The 13,964-nt window shown below is 64.4% G+C and carries 14 protein-coding genes; 11 read left to right on the top strand and 3 right to left on the bottom strand.

What is annotated here, in order from left to right; translation table 11 throughout:
- Positions 1-124: 124 nt before the first annotated feature.
- The 3 genes from LB519_RS14190 (at position 125) to LB519_RS14180 (ending at position 3,896) form a co-directional block, all read left to right on the top strand.
- Positions 125-1,513 carry a M16 family metallopeptidase gene (locus tag LB519_RS14190; RefSeq protein ID WP_224620284.1) on the top strand — a complete coding sequence of 463 codons (1,389 nt, stop codon included), beginning with the start codon at positions 125-127 and terminating at the stop codon, positions 1,511-1,513.
- Between the two features lie 146 nt (positions 1,514-1,659).
- Positions 1,660-3,030 (top strand): M16 family metallopeptidase, encoded by a 1,371-nt coding sequence (locus LB519_RS14185; protein WP_411909246.1) that lies wholly within the window; start codon positions 1,660-1,662, stop codon positions 3,028-3,030.
- The gene (locus LB519_RS14180) at positions 3,027-3,896 is read left to right on the top strand and encodes a patatin-like phospholipase family protein (protein WP_013532353.1); all 870 of its coding nucleotides are present in this window, start codon (positions 3,027-3,029) and stop codon (positions 3,894-3,896) included. The genes LB519_RS14185 and LB519_RS14180 overlap by 4 nt, the downstream gene beginning before the upstream one ends.
- 40 nt (positions 3,897-3,936) lie before the next feature.
- Here the strand turns inward: LB519_RS14180 and LB519_RS14175 are convergent, their stop codons facing one another.
- A complete protein-coding gene (locus LB519_RS14175; RefSeq protein WP_224620282.1) occupies positions 3,937-4,479 on the bottom strand; it encodes a dihydrofolate reductase family protein in 543 nt (180 codons plus the stop codon).
- Positions 4,480-4,701: 222 nt separating this feature from the next.
- Here LB519_RS14175 and LB519_RS14170 point away from each other — a divergent pair, with 222 nt between their 5' ends.
- Positions 4,702-5,601: an HNH endonuclease gene (locus LB519_RS14170; RefSeq protein ID WP_224620281.1), complete on the top strand. Its 900-nt coding sequence runs from the start codon at positions 4,702-4,704 to the stop codon at positions 5,599-5,601.
- Positions 5,602-5,674: 73 nt separating this feature from the next.
- On the opposite strand, the gene efp is transcribed toward LB519_RS14170, so the two are convergent.
- A complete protein-coding gene (efp, locus tag LB519_RS14165; protein ID WP_013532351.1) occupies positions 5,675-6,244 on the bottom strand; it encodes an elongation factor P in 570 nt (189 codons plus the stop codon).
- 117 nt (positions 6,245-6,361) lie between these two features.
- Between efp and epmA the strand changes: the two genes are divergently transcribed.
- Positions 6,362-7,402, top strand: a complete 1,041-nt coding sequence (gene epmA, locus LB519_RS14160) for an EF-P lysine aminoacylase EpmA (protein ID WP_224620280.1) — start codon at positions 6,362-6,364, stop codon at positions 7,400-7,402.
- A gap of 112 nt (positions 7,403-7,514) precedes the next feature.
- Entirely contained in the window at positions 7,515-8,765 is a 1,251-nt protein-coding gene (locus LB519_RS14155; RefSeq protein ID WP_224620279.1) for an NAD(P)/FAD-dependent oxidoreductase, read from the top strand.
- A 23-nt stretch (positions 8,766-8,788) separates the two neighbouring features.
- Here LB519_RS14155 and LB519_RS14150 read toward each other — a convergent pair whose 3' ends face one another.
- Positions 8,789-9,205: a VOC family protein gene (locus LB519_RS14150; protein WP_224620278.1), complete on the bottom strand. Its 417-nt coding sequence runs from the start codon at positions 9,203-9,205 to the stop codon at positions 8,789-8,791.
- Positions 9,206-9,371: 166 nt separating this feature from the next.
- Here LB519_RS14150 and LB519_RS14145 point away from each other — a divergent pair, with 166 nt between their 5' ends.
- From LB519_RS14145 to waaA, 5 genes are all read left to right on the top strand, one after another.
- Complete coding sequence (locus LB519_RS14145) at positions 9,372-10,715, top strand: TldD/PmbA family protein (protein ID WP_013532347.1); 1,344 nt, start codon at positions 9,372-9,374, stop codon at positions 10,713-10,715.
- Positions 10,702-11,505, top strand: coding sequence for a 3'(2'),5'-bisphosphate nucleotidase CysQ (locus tag LB519_RS14140; RefSeq protein WP_224620277.1), 804 nt, complete (start codon positions 10,702-10,704; stop codon positions 11,503-11,505). Before LB519_RS14145 ends, LB519_RS14140 begins: the two co-directional genes overlap by 14 nt.
- A gap of 103 nt (positions 11,506-11,608) precedes the next feature.
- Positions 11,609-11,854, top strand: coding sequence for a DUF4170 domain-containing protein (locus LB519_RS14135; protein ID WP_013532345.1), 246 nt, complete (start codon positions 11,609-11,611; stop codon positions 11,852-11,854).
- A 5-nt stretch (positions 11,855-11,859) separates the two neighbouring features.
- Positions 11,860-12,651: a lysophospholipid acyltransferase family protein gene (locus LB519_RS14130; RefSeq protein WP_013532344.1), complete on the top strand. Its 792-nt coding sequence runs from the start codon at positions 11,860-11,862 to the stop codon at positions 12,649-12,651.
- Complete coding sequence (waaA, locus tag LB519_RS14125; RefSeq protein ID WP_064994149.1) at positions 12,648-13,964, top strand: lipid IV(A) 3-deoxy-D-manno-octulosonic acid transferase; 1,317 nt, start codon at positions 12,648-12,650, stop codon at positions 13,962-13,964. The genes LB519_RS14130 and waaA overlap by 4 nt, the downstream gene beginning before the upstream one ends.

Below are 13,964 nucleotides of genomic sequence, written 5' to 3'. Positions count from 1 at the left end.
TCCTTGGCCGGGCATCCATGGGCCGGCCTCTTTGCCGCCGCCTTTGCCGGCAACATGATCAACAAATCACTTTGCTTGTCGCCAGCACCTTGCCTATCGTCTGTCGACAGAACCGGAGCCGTTGATGACATCCAGGATTGAATGGCTGCGGGGAACGCTGTTGGCGACCTCCTTGGCTTTTGTCGTGACCAGCCCAGTGCTGGCCGAGAGCCCCGTCTTGCCCAACACGGTTCCGGCCGAGTTCAAGGTCACGGATTTCCTGCTCGACAACGGCATGGAGGTGGTCGTCATTCCCGACCACCGTGCGCCGATCGTCACCCACATGGTCTGGTACAAGATCGGCAGCGCCGACGAGCCGCCCGGCAAATCCGGCATCGCGCATTTCTTCGAACATCTGATGTTCAAGGCAACGACCAACCATGCGGCCGGCGAGTTCGACCGCGCCGTCTCCGATATCGGCGGCTCCAACAACGCCTTCACCTCCTATGACTACACCGCTTTCCACGAGACGGTGGCGCCGTCGGCGCTCGAGCTGATGATGAGCTTCGAGGCTGACCGCATGCGCAACCTCATCCTCACCGACGATGTCATCAAGACCGAGCGCGACGTCATCCTCGAGGAGCGCCGCTCGCGTATCGACAACAGCCCCGAGGCTGTGCTGGACGAGGAGGTCGATGCGACGCTGTGGCAGAACCAGCCCTATCGCATTCCGGTCATCGGCTGGATGCAGGAGATGCAGCAGCTGAACCGCGTCGACGCCACCGCCTTCTACGACAAATACTACCGGCCCAATAACGCCGTGCTGATCGTCGCCGGCGATGTCGAACCGGACACGGTGCGGGCGCTGGCCGAAAAGACCTATGGCAAGGTGGCGCGCGGCCCCGATCTGCCGCCCCGCATCCGCCCGGTCGAGCCGGAGCAGAACACCAAGCGCACGGTCACGCTCTCCGATGCCCGCGTCAGCGTGCCGAGCTTTTCCACGCAATGGGTGGTGCCGTCCTATCATTCGGGAAAGCCGGGCGAGGCGGAAGCGCTCGACCTCTTGGCGGAGATCCTCGGCGGCGGCAATCGCAGCCGGCTCTACCAGGCGCTCGTCGTCCAGCAAGGTATCGCATCCAGCGCCGGCGCCTTTTTCCAGGGCACCATGCTCGACGACACCAACTTCACCGTCTACGGCGCGCCGCGCGGCGATGCCAGGATTTCCGACGTCGAAACGGCGGTCGATGCGGAGGTGGTGCGCATCGTCCGGGATGGCGTGACGCCATCGGAACTGGAAAAGGCCAAGGACCGCTATGTCAGGTCGATGATCTTTGCCCGCGACAAGCAGGATTCCATGGCCAACATCTACGGTTCGACGCTGGCCACCGGCGGCAATGTGCAGGACGTCCAGCAATGGACGGACCGCATCCGCAAGGTCACCGCAGACGAGGTCAAGGCGGTCGCCGCGCGCTATCTGGTGCTCGCCCGGTCGACCACCGGCTATCTCTTGCCGCAGCAACAGGCGGGGAATTGATGATGAATTCGATCCCCATGAGCGAGGCAGCCCCCTCATCCGGCCGCTTCGCGGCCACCTCCCCACTGGGGAGAAGAGGCTGGCGCCAGCGCTGGCAAGCTCCTCTCCCCGTCGGGGAGAGGTCAGCCGAGCAAAGCGGAGGCTGGGTGAGGGGGAGCGCCGGCTTCCGCGATTGGTCGCTGCCGACGATTGCCGCATGGCGTGCACTCACCACCCTCTTTCTCTCCATCCTCTTCCTCATCCTGCCGGCGCTCACCGCGCGGGCCATGGAGATCCAGTCCGTCACCTCCCCAAAGGGCATCACCGCCTGGCTGGTCGAGGATTATTCCGTGCCGGTCGTCGCCATCCGCTTCGTCTTTGGCGGCGGCTCGACGCAGGATCCTGTCGGCAAGGAAGGACTGGCCAATCTAATGACCGGCCTGTTCGACGAAGGCGCCGGCCCGCTCGATAGTGAAGACTTCCAGATCAAGCTCGACGATGCCGGCGCCGAGATGAGCTTCGACGAGAGCCGCGACGGCATCTACGGCTCGATGCGCATGCTGGCCGAGCAGCGCGACCAGGCCTTCGACCTGCTGCGGCTGGCGGTCAACGAGCCGCGCTTCGACCAGTTGCCGATCGACCGCATCCGTTCCCAGATCCTGTCCGGCATCATCGCCGGCGAAAACGACCCGGACACGGTGGCGCAGAACAAATGGGCGCGCGCCCTCTATGGCGACCATCCCTATTCCCGCTCCGATCAGGGCACCAAGGAAAGCATCGCCGCCATCACGTCCGATGATCTGAAAGCCCTGCACAAAGCGGTGTTCGCGCGCGGCGGCCTGCATGTCGCCGTGGTCGGCGCCATCGACGCGGAGACGCTGAAGAAGAAGCTCGACATGGTGTTCGGCGACCTGCCGCAGAACCAGGCGCTGAGGCCTGTGGCCGATATCGACCCGAAGCTGGCGCAGCATATCGAGGTCGACTACAACCTGCCGCAGACCTCCCTGCAGCTCGCCTTTCCCGGCGTGAAGCGGAAGGCGGCGGATTTCTTCCCCGCCGTGCTGATGAACGAGATCCTCGGCGGCGGCACCTTCACCTCGCGCCTGTTCCAGGAAGTGCGCGAAAAGCGCGGACTGGCCTACAGTGTCAACTCCTCGCTCATCAACCAGGACCACGCTAACGCGCTGATCGTCAGCACCGGCACCCGGTCCGACCGTGCGGCCGAGACGCTTGGCATCGTCCGCGATGTGGTCAAGCAATTGGCCGAACAAGGCCCGACCGAAGCGGAACTGGCGGCGACCAAGAAATACATGATCGGCGCCTACGCCATCAACAATCTGGACTCGTCCAGCGCCATCGCCTCGACATTGGTCGAGTTGCAGCTCGACGATCTCGGCATCGACTACATGCAGCGCCGCGCCGGCTACATCAACGCGGTGACGCTCGAACAGGTCAAGGCGGCGGCGAAAAAGCTGCTGACCACCGAGCCGACCATCATGATCATCGGCCCGAAACTGGCCGGAGCCGGCAAGGGATGAGCCCCACCTTCGGCATCGCCTTCGGCGGCGGCGGCGCGCGCGGGCTGGCGCATATCCATGTCATCGAGGCGCTGGACGAGCTCGGCATCAAGCCGGTGGCGATTGCCGGCTCGTCGATCGGCGCCATCATGGGCGCCGGCATGGCATCAGGCATGGCCGGCAAGGACATCCACGACTATGCCCGCTCGATCCTCGGCCGCCGCGCCGAGGTGGCCAGCCGCATGTGGCGGGCGCGGCCGGGCACGATAGCCGAAGCCATGCAGAACGGCATCCGCGTCAGCCAGTTCAATGTCGAGCGCATCCTGAAAGCCTTTCTGCCCGAGGCCATCCCCGAAACCTTTGCCGAGCTGAAAATCCCGCTGAAGGTGACGGCGACCGACTATTTCGGTCACAAGCTGGCCGTCTTCGAAGACGGCGACCTGCACTCCGCGCTGGCGGCGTCAGCGGCCATTCCCGCCGTGTTCCGTCCGGTGATGCGAGACGGCAGGCTGCTGATCGACGGCGGCATCTACAACCCCGTGCCGTTCGACCTGATCGAGAACGACGCCGACATCATCATCGGCGTCGACGTCGTCGGCGCACCGGAAGAGGCCGACCGCAAACAGCCGACCTCCGTCGACCTGATGTTCGGCGCCACGCAATTGATGATGCAATCGATCATCGCCAACAAGCTGAAGCAATGCCGCCCCGACATCCTGGTCCGCCCGGCAGTGTCGAGATACCGCGTCCTCGATTTCCTGAAGATCGACGCGCTGATGAACGAGACGGTGGATATCAAGGACGAACTGAAGCGGCAGGTGGAGAAGGCGGTGGAGGCGCGGAACAGCGCCGCCATCAAGGGGAGGCGGGGCAAGCAGGTCGGGTGAGAATGCACCTTCCCCATTCGATCTGAAAGGCTCCAATCGATTACGACTTCGCCGCCACCGGCGCATACTCCAGCGCCACAACGCCGTTGCTGAACGGCATCGCAGAAATCAATTCCAGCGACACCGGTTCGCCGCCTGGGAACAGCGGCTTGCCCCGGCCGACGGTGCCTGGATAACTGAGCAGCCTGACGCGGTCGACCAGGCCATGGCGCAGCAATTCCTGCGCGACGCTGAGGCTGCCATGCACATAGATGTTGCCGCCGCTGCCTTGCTTCAGGATCCTGACCGCTTCCGGCAGCGGCCCCTTCAGCAATTCGGCCGGCTTCCAGTCGAGCGCCTTCAGGCTGTTCGACGCGACATATTTCGGCAGCGCGTTGAACCGTTCGGCAAAATCTCCGGTTTCCGTCGGCCAGGAGCCGGCAAAGATCTCATAGGTCGTGCGCCCCAAAAGCATGGCGCCGCTATCGGCAAGCTCGTCCTCCTTGAACCTGTTCATCTCGTCGTTCCAGGTCACGCTTGGCAGCTTCTCGACCTCGGCAATGCCATCGACGCTGATGAATTCGGTGACGATAAGTTTTCGCATGGCGTTCTCCTTTTGCGTCAAAGGACGGACCGCGCAGGGTCATTGCGACACGCTTCATAAAATATATCGCTGCGCTTCGTTACAGGGTGGCGCTTTCAGCGCGAGCCTGCGAAAGACCGATACCACGGGGAAGTGCGACCGGCCTGGACTAAACCGCAAAGTTCGGATTTTGATGCACATCTGAAGTAGTTATTATTCCCAAGAGCGCATTGCAGGAAGATCATGGAATTCGGGGTTTTCATTCATCGCTCGGATTCGCGGTACAATGATCGCCCCGCAGAGCAATACCAGTTTCCTCGTCCGTATCTGCGCCGCGTTGAGGCGTGTGTCGGCAAGTGGATCATCTACTACGAGCCCAGCAAGGTAAACGATACACGGGGCTATTACGCTGTAGCGAAAGTCCAGCAGATCATCCCTGATCCTGTGATATCAGACATGTACCTCGCGCTGATTGAGCCCGGAACCTACCTCGATTTCGTCAATCCTGTTCCATTTAATGGATCTGATGGTCTCGTCGAGCGAGGCCTGCTCAACGATGAAGGACGGATTTCGGGCCGTGCCCAATCTGCAGTCCGTGCACTTAGCGCAAATGACTTCAACCGCATCATCGATCTGGGCCTGGATACGAATGAGTTGTTGCTGCCGCGCGTTGATGAGGTCGGCATATCTGCCGGCTTTCAGGATGAGCAGGCGCCATTCGAATTCGAGCAGAGTCGTGATCGCGTAAGCTACATCGGATCGCGAATCGTGCGGGACCGCATTTTCCGTCGCGTCGTCTTACGCGCTTATGACGAGCGCTGCGCAATCACGGGTCTCAAGCTGATAAATGGCGGCGGCCGGGCAGAAGTTTCTGCTGCACATATTCGACCGGTCGAGGCGAACGGGCCTGATGTCGTCAACAATGGGATCGCACTGTCCGGCACTGCGCATTGGATGTTCGACCGTGGATTGATCAGCCTGTCGGACGATTTGGAAATCCTGATCTCCAGACAGGTCAATGACTTAGACAGTGTGCAGGGCTTTATAAACAAGACGCGCCGCGCGCTTCCGCCTCGCCGACAGCTCGAACGCCCGCATCCTCATTTCTTGCGATGGCACCGCGAGCACTGCTTCAAGCAATAAGCGGTCAAAGCTGCCCCGTCCATGGGAAGGCTTTGCTTGGAGGCGTTTGGTCGTTTGGGCGGGAAGACCCCCCTCAGTCCTTCGCCCGCTCCACATAAGCCCCATCAGCCGTCATCACCACCACGCGGGTGCCCGGCGCGATGTGGGGGGGCACCAGGGTGCGCACGCCGTTGGACAGCACGGCCGGCTTGTAGGACGACGAGGCCGTCTGTCCCTTGGTCGTCGGCTCGGTTTCCACCACTTCGAAGGTGGCGCGCTGCGGCAGCACCAGGGAAATGGCAATGCCGTTGAACTGCGACACCTGCACGGCCATGCCTTCCAGCAGGTAAGGTGCCATGTCGCCGACCACCGCTTCCGACACCGCCACCTGGTCGTAGGTTTCCGGGTTCATGAAGTGAAAGCCTTCGCCGTCGCGGTAGAGGAAGGTGTGCTCGCGCTCTTCGACATAGGCGCGCTCGACCTGCTCGGTGGTGCGGTAGCGTTCCGAAACCTTCACCCCGTCGCCGATGCGGCGCATGTCGAGCTGCGTTACCGGCGTGCCCTTGCCTGGGTGGATGTTTTCGGCAAAGAGGATCACATAAAGCTTGCCGTCCTTGTCGACGACATTGCCTTTGCGGAGCGAACTGGCGATGACTTTCACCACGGTTTTAAATCCTGCAAGAAGAGTTGACTGGCGTTTGCCGGCTAGTGCGGCGCTGGATGGGGGCCTACCGCATCTTGGCCGCCGCCGCCAGCCCCCTTCCACCATGTTCCGAGCCGCATGACCGAAGCTTCGCCCTGGTGGACGCCTGACGTTCACGCCGACCGCCGCCCGCGGCTGATGCTGCGCAATGGCATCGCCGCCGGCCTGCGCGACTGGTTCGCCGCCCATGATTTCGTCGAGGTGCAAACGGCGGCGCTGCAGGTCTCGCCCGGCAATGAGGCGCATCTGGCGGCTTTCGCCACGGAAGCGGTCGGGCCGGACGGTGCAAGGGCGCCACTCTATCTCCACACCTCGCCGGAATTCGCCTGCAAGAAGTTGATCGCCGCCGGTGAAACCAGGATTTTCAGCTTCGGTCCGGTCTATCGCAACCGCGAGCGCGGCCCCTTGCATCATCCCGAATTCACCATGCTCGAATGGTACAGGGTGGGCGAGGCCTATGAGAGCCTGATGCTGGATTGTGCGGCCTTTCTGGCGCTGGCCGCGACAAGGACAGGGGCGACTATTTTCTCTTTCCGGGGCCGCGACTGCGATCCGTTTGCCGAGCCGGAACGACTGACGGTGGCGGACGCTTTCGCCCACCATGCCGGCATCGACCTGCTGGCCACGGTCGCCGCCGACGGCAGCACCGACCGCGACGCGCTGCACGCCGCCTTGACCCATGCCGGCCTGCGCACCGCGCCCGACGACAGCTGGGCCGATCTGTTCAGCCGGGTGATGGTGGAAAAGGTCGAGCCATTTCTCGGGCAGGGCCGCGCGACCATCCTGTGCGAATATCCCGTCGCCGAGGCGGCACTGGCGCGGCCGAGCCAGCGCGACCCGCGCGTCGCCGAGCGTTTCGAGCTCTATTGCTGCGGCGTCGAACTCGCCAACGGCTTTGGCGAACTGACCGACGCCGACGAGCAGCGCCGGCGCTTTGTTATCGAGATGGACGAGAAGCAGCGCATCTATGGCGAGCGCTATCCGCTGGACGAGGATTTTCTCTCAGCCCTTGCCATCATGCCGCCGGCCAGCGGCATCGCACTCGGCTTCGACCGGCTGGCGATGCTGGCGACCGGCGCGCAAAAAATCGAGGACGTGATCTGGACGCCTGTGGCCTGAGGGCGGAAAGATCTGGCCTATTCGATTCCAGGGATCAAGACTGGACCGTGACCCCGAACCAAGAGACCACATGATCGGTACTGGATATCAAGGTCAATCGGGAAGATCTACAGTGGCTGCTTCTGAAACGGTCGAAATCGCCATTGTCGGCGCCGGAGTTGTCGGGCTGGCGACGGCACTTCGCCTTGTCGCGGACGGCCGCGAAGTCCTGCTCATCGATCCGAACGAGCCGGGCTCCGGCGCGTCGTTCGGCAATGCCGGAACGATCGCCGAATATGCCTGCATGCCGGTCGGCACTCCTGCGGTGCTGCGGGCATTGCCAAAGCTGCTGCTTGATCCCGACAGCCCGTTTTCGCTGCGCTGGCCGGCGCTGCTGCAGCTGGCGCCATGGCTCGTCCGGTTCATGCGGCAATCGCTGCCGGCGGCCACCCGGGCCAATGCGCTGGCGCTCGCCGGACTGCTGGCCGACGCCCTCCCGGCCTGGGAAGACATGGCCGGGGAGGCCGGGCTGGAGGACCAGCTGCGCCGCAATGGCTGTCTTTACCTCTATCGCCGCTTGAGCGATTTTGCCGCTGGCGCCGGCGGCCGGGCAATGCGCGCTGGGTTTGGCATCCACCAAGAGGTGCTGACTCCCGAAGAGGTGGCGGCGCTTGAGCCGGGCCTGCCGGCGACAGCAGCGCATGGCGTGTATTTTCCCGACTCGATCAATGTCACCGATCCGGCAATGGTGATGCGGCGGTTGCTGGGCGCGGTGAGTGCCCGTGGTGCATCGGTGAAGCAGGCAGAGATCACCGGGCTGCAGGTCGAGGCTGACGGTGTCCAGCTCAGCGGACCCGGCGTTCGCATCAAGGCTGGCACGGTGGTGATCGCCGCCGGTGCACGGTCGCGCGCACTGGCCGCGCAGGCCGGCGACAGGATTCCGCTCGAGACCGAGCGCGGCTATCATCTGGAATTCCAGACCGACGCGCCGCTGCTCAACCGACCTGTCTGTCCCGTCGATCTTGGTTTCTACCTGACGCCGATGGCTGGCCGCTTGCGGGTCGCCGGCACCGTCGAACTCGGCGGCCTGGTCGCGCCGCCAAATCCGCGCCGGCTGGCGCTGCTTGACCGTGGCGCCAGGCAAATTTTTCCCAGGCTCGGCTCGCCTGCCTCGCAATGGCTCGGCTTCCGGCCGTCCCTGCCGGATTCCAGGCCGGTCATCGGCGCTTCGCGCGGCAGCTCCCGCGTAATTCATGCTTTCGGGCACGGCCATCTCGGCCTGACGCTGGCTCCGATCACCGCGCGGCTGGTCGCCGACTTGATCGGCGGACGCGGCGATCCGGCTCGGCTCGCACCTTTCGCGGCGGGCCGTTTCGGCCGTTGATCGATGGATGCCCTCGATCTGAGCTAGTGCGCGAAAACCTGCTCCAGCGAGCGAAAGCCCTTGAATTCCAAGGCATTGCCTGAGGGGTCGCGGATGAACAGCGTTGCCTGTTCGCCGGGCTCGCCCTTGAAGCGGACCATCGGCCGTTCCAGCCAGTCGATGTCGTCGCGCGCCTCCAGCCGTGTCGCCAGGCGCTGCCAGTCGTCCATCAAGAGCACCGCGCCGAAATGCGGGATCGGCACGACAATGCCGTCGACCTTGCCGTCGCTGGAGGCCTGTGCGGCCTGCGGCCGCAGATGCGCCGACATCTGGTGACCGTAGAGGTCGAAATCGACCCAGGTCGCTGACGAGCGGCCGATCGCGCAGCCCAGCACCTCGCCATAGAAAACGCGGGTTTCATCGAGATCACGGACCGGGAAGGCGAGATGGAAAGGCGTCATCGAAATGCTCCGTGCAGGCTGCGAACCGATTTTGCGTCACAGGGTTCGCGGTTTGAACCGTCCGCCCTGCATTTTGATTGAAGCCTATGCCATTGCACAAGCCGGACCGGAACAATAGATGGGTGGGCAACGGCCGCACACCGGCCGCACCAGCAGGATTTCAGGCATGACCGACATATCAGACGCAGCAAAATTGACCGACCGCGTCGCGGCCCTGGTCGAGGCTGCCAAAAAGGCCGGCGCCGATGCCGCCGACGCGGTGGCCGTGCGCGGCCGCTCGACCGGTGTGTCGGTGCGTCTCGGCAAGGTCGAGGCTACCGAAGCTTCCGAAAGCGAGGATGTGGCGCTGCGCGTTTTCGTCGGCGGCCGCGTGGCGAGTGTCTCGGCGACAGCGGCGTCCGACCCGAAAACGCTGGCCGAGCGCGCCGTGGCGATGGCGAAAGTGTCGCCGCAGGATCCCTATCAAGGGCTGGCCGATCCGGCATTGCTCGCCAAACAGACGCGCGATCTCGACCTGTTCGACGCCACCGAAGTGTCGGCAGACCAGTTGAAGGAAGCCGCATTGGCGGCGGAAGCGGCAGCGCTTGCCGTCAAGGGCGTGACCAATTCGGCCGGCGCCAGCGCCGGTGCCGGGCTGGGCGGCCTGGTGCTGGCCACCTCGCACGGCTTCCTCGGCCACTATGTCGGCTCGCGTTTTTCGCGCTCGGCCAGCGTTATCGCCGGCGAGGGCACCGGCATGGAGCGCGACTATGAATTCTCCTCGCGCCAGCATTTTGCAGATCTCGATGCGCCCGAGGACATCGGCCGCAAGGCCGGCGAGCGCGCCGTGCGCCGCATCGGCGCGCGCAAGGCGGCGACCGGGCCGGTCGACGTGGTGTTCGACCCACGCGTCGCGCGCGGCATCGCCGGCCATCTCGCCGGCGCCATCAACGGCGCCTCGGTCGCGCGCAAGACCTCGTTCCTGCGCGACATGATGGGCAAGCAGGTGGCCGCCTCCGCCATCACCGTCACCGACGAGCCGCTCCGGCGGCGTGGCCAGGCCTCGCGTCCGTTCGACGGCGAAGGCGTCGAGGGCGAAAAGCTGTTGATGGTCGAGAAGGGCGTGCTCAACCACTGGTTCCTGTCGACCTCGGCTGCAAGGGAGCTGGGCCTCGTCACCAACGGCCGCGGCGCACGCAGCGGCTCCTCCGTTACGCCATCCTCCACCAATCTCGCCATCGAACCCGGCGAGCGGTCGCCGGAAGAGCTGATCAAATCGCTCAAGACCGGCTTCTACGTCACCGAGGTGTTCGGCCAGGGCGTCGACATGGTCACCGGCGAATACAGCCGCGGCGCTTCCGGTTTCTGGATCGAGAATGGCGAACTGGCCTATCCCGTCGCCGAGGTCACCATCGCCTCGAACCTGAAGACGATGTTCCTCAACATGGTGCCGGCCGATGACCTCGACCGCAATTTCGGCACCGCGGCGCCGACGCTCCTGATCGAAGGCATGACCCTTGCCGGAGCATGACCTGACCACTGCCGGAGCCACCGAAGACTTGCCGCTGCTGCGCGATGCCGCCCGCGAGGCGGGGGTGATCGCCATGCGCTACTTCGGCAACAGCCCGCAAGTCTGGATGAAGGGCGGCACATCACCGGTCAGCGAGGCCGACCACGCGGCCGACGCCTATCTGCGCGAAACATTGCTGGCGGCGCGGCCGGATTATGGCTGGCTGTCGGAAGAGACAGTTGACGATCCGGTCCGGCTTTCGGCACGCCGCACCTTCGTCGTCGACCCGATCGACGGCACGCGCGGTTTCCTGGAAGGCCAGCGCACCTGGTGCGTCAGCGTCGCCGTCGTCGAGCATGGCCGCACGCAGGCCGGCGTGCTGGAATGCCCGGCGATGGAGGAGACCTATTGGGCGCTGCCCGGCCAGGGTGCTTTCCGCAACGGCAAGCGCATTGCGGTTCGCAAGCTGGCGGAAACGGCCGAGATTTCCGGGCTGAAGCAGTTGACCGACCTGATGCCTGCCGAATGGCAGGCGCGGCTGAAGCGGGCGCCTTACAGCCCTTCGCTCGCCTATCGGCTGGCCATGATCGCCAATGGCGCGCTGGACGCCACTTTCGTCAAGCCGAACGCGCATGACTGGGACATTGCAGCGGCCGACCTCATCCTGCGCGAGGCCGGCGGCCAGCTGCTCGACCAGCATGGCCGCGCTCCACTTTATGCCGGCGAGGTGACTCGTCACGGCGCCCTTGCTGCCGGCAGCGGTGAATTGCTGGCCGTGCTCGCCGGCGTCATCGCCGGTCTGGACACGTGAAAGCGTTTTCCCCGGCGAGATGAATTCATCTCGCCCTAAAGGTTCCAAAGTCGGCGGCTTTGGTCTAGACCTGTGACAAACTCACGATATGTGAAGGACCGACATGGCCGCGGAAGACGGAAAGAAACAGCTTTTGCATCTGGTGTTCGGTGGCGAACTGAAGAAGCTTGGCGGCACCGAATTCCGCGATCTCGACGGGCTCGACATCGTCGGCATCTATCCCGACTATCAATCCGCGCACACGGCGTGGAAAGCCAAGGCGCAAGCCAGCGTGGACAACGCTCACATGCGTTACTTCGTCGTTCATCTGCACCGGCTGCTGGACCCCGACAACAAGGCTGCCGGTTGACTTCGATGGAGCATGACCTGGCGAAAGGGCCAGCAAGCGATGCCGCGCCCACGGGCAGGGGACGCAGCCGCACGACCAAGGCCTTCTGGCGCAAGATTCGCCAACCGCTTGCGCAGTCGCGATTCGTCAAGAACGCCATCGCCAGCCTGTTCGCCCAGTTCGTCCGCTTCGTGCGCCTCACCAATCGCGTCGTCGAGGGATCGGCACGGTTTTCGGGCGGTGCCTATACCGAGTTCGAGCCTGGCATCATCGCCTTGTGGCACGGCCAGCATCTGCTGACGCCTGCCTATTATCCCAAGCGCAAGCCGCTGGTCGCCATGGTTTCGCGCAGCGCCGATGCCGAGCTCAACGCCTTGATGCTGGAAAAATTCGGCATCGAGGCGGTGCGCGGCTCGGGCGGGCGGGAAAATGCCAGGCACCTCGACAAGGGTGGGGCAAAAGCGCTTATCGCCCTGAAAAAGTCGCTCGCCGTCGGCAAGAACGTCGCCATGATCGCAGATATTCCGCACGGCACGCCGCGAGACGCAGGACTTGGCATCGTTCTCCTGGCTCGCCTCTCGGGCCGGCCGCTTGTGCCCGTCGCCATCACCACCAGCCGCCGCAAGGTGCTGGAGAAGAGCTGGGACAAGACCACCATTAACCTGCCGTTCGGCCGTTCGTCGATCGTCATTGGCCAGCCGATCTTCGTGGCGGCCGGCGCCGATGACGCCGAAATGGAGCGCAAGCGCCAGGAAGTGACGACAGCGCTCAATGCCGCGACCGCCGAGGCTTACCGTCTCGTGGATGCTCCGCGATGAGCGGCCGCTGGGCACGGGCCATGCTGTCGGCTTACCGATTCGCGGGTGCGGCAGCCTATCCGCTGGTCGGGCCCTACGTTGCCTGGCGCACCTCGCGCGGCAAGGAAGACCGCTACCGCCGCCGCGAGCGCTATGGCGTCGCCGGCCGCGCGCGCCCCGACGGGCCGGTGATCTGGATCCATGCCGCGAGCGTCGGCGAGACCATAGCCGTCGTGCCGCTGGTCGAAAGCATCCTCGACTATGGCGTCAACATCGTGCTGACGACCGGCACGGTCACCTCGGCGCAGGTCGCCGAAGAGCGGCTCGGTGACCGCATCATCCATCAATATGTACCGCTCGACCTCAAGCCGGCGGTCAGCCGGTTCCTCGATCACTGGCAGCCGGATCTGGCAATCATCGCCGAATCCGAGATCTGGCCGATGACCATCCTCGAGCTTGGCGCGCGACGCGTGCCGCAGGTGCTGGTCAATGGCAGGCTGTCCGACCGCTCGTTCAAATCGTGGAAGAAACGGGCCAACATCGCCGAGGCGCTGTTCGAGAACCTGGCTCACGTCGTGGCGCAGTCGGATGTCGATGGCGAGCGGTTTCTCGCGCTCGGCGCGCGGCCGGTGACGGTGTCGGGCAACCTCAAGGTGGACACGTCGCCGCCGCCGGTCGACGAACGGGCGCTGGCGACACTGCGGCGGCAGATAGGCACGCGCCCGACCTGGGCGGCGATCTCGACCCACGACGGCGAGGAAGTGGTCGCGGCTGAAGTCCACGCGACGCTGCACAAGCGCCACCATGGTCTTCTGACGATCGTCGTTCCGCGTCATCCCGATCGAGCCGAGGCGCTTGCGGCGCAGATTTCCGGCATGGGCCTGAAGGTCGCGCGGCGCAGCAAGGGCGACAGGATCACGGCCGACACCGACATATTGCTTGGCGACACGATCGGCGAGATGGGACTCTATCTCCGGCTGACGGAAATCGCCTTCGTCGGCCGCTCGCTGACCTCCGAGGGTGGCCAGAACCCGCTGGAGCCGGCCATGCTCGACACGGCGGTTCTCGCCGGGCGCAATGTGCAGAATTTTCGCGAGGCCTACCAGCGTCTCCTCGACAGCGGCGGCGCCAAGCTGGTGCGCGATCGCGACATGCTGGCCGGCGCCGTCAATTTCCTCCTGACCAACGAAGTGGCGCGCCACGAGATGATGGCGGCAGGCATTGCGACCGTCGACGAGATGCGCGGTGCGCTGGCGCGTACGCTGAAATCGCTTGAGCCCTACATCCAGCCGCTGGTCGTCAAGTCGCGCCTGAAGGGCGCGAACGGGCGCTAG

This window comes from Mesorhizobium sp. AD1-1 (assembly GCF_020164655.1).
In the GTDB taxonomy this organism is placed as follows: Bacteria; Pseudomonadota; Alphaproteobacteria; order Rhizobiales; family Rhizobiaceae; genus Mesorhizobium; species Mesorhizobium ciceri.
Note: the sequence above shows the minus strand (reverse complement) of the source record. Positions and strands in the feature narration are given on the sequence as shown.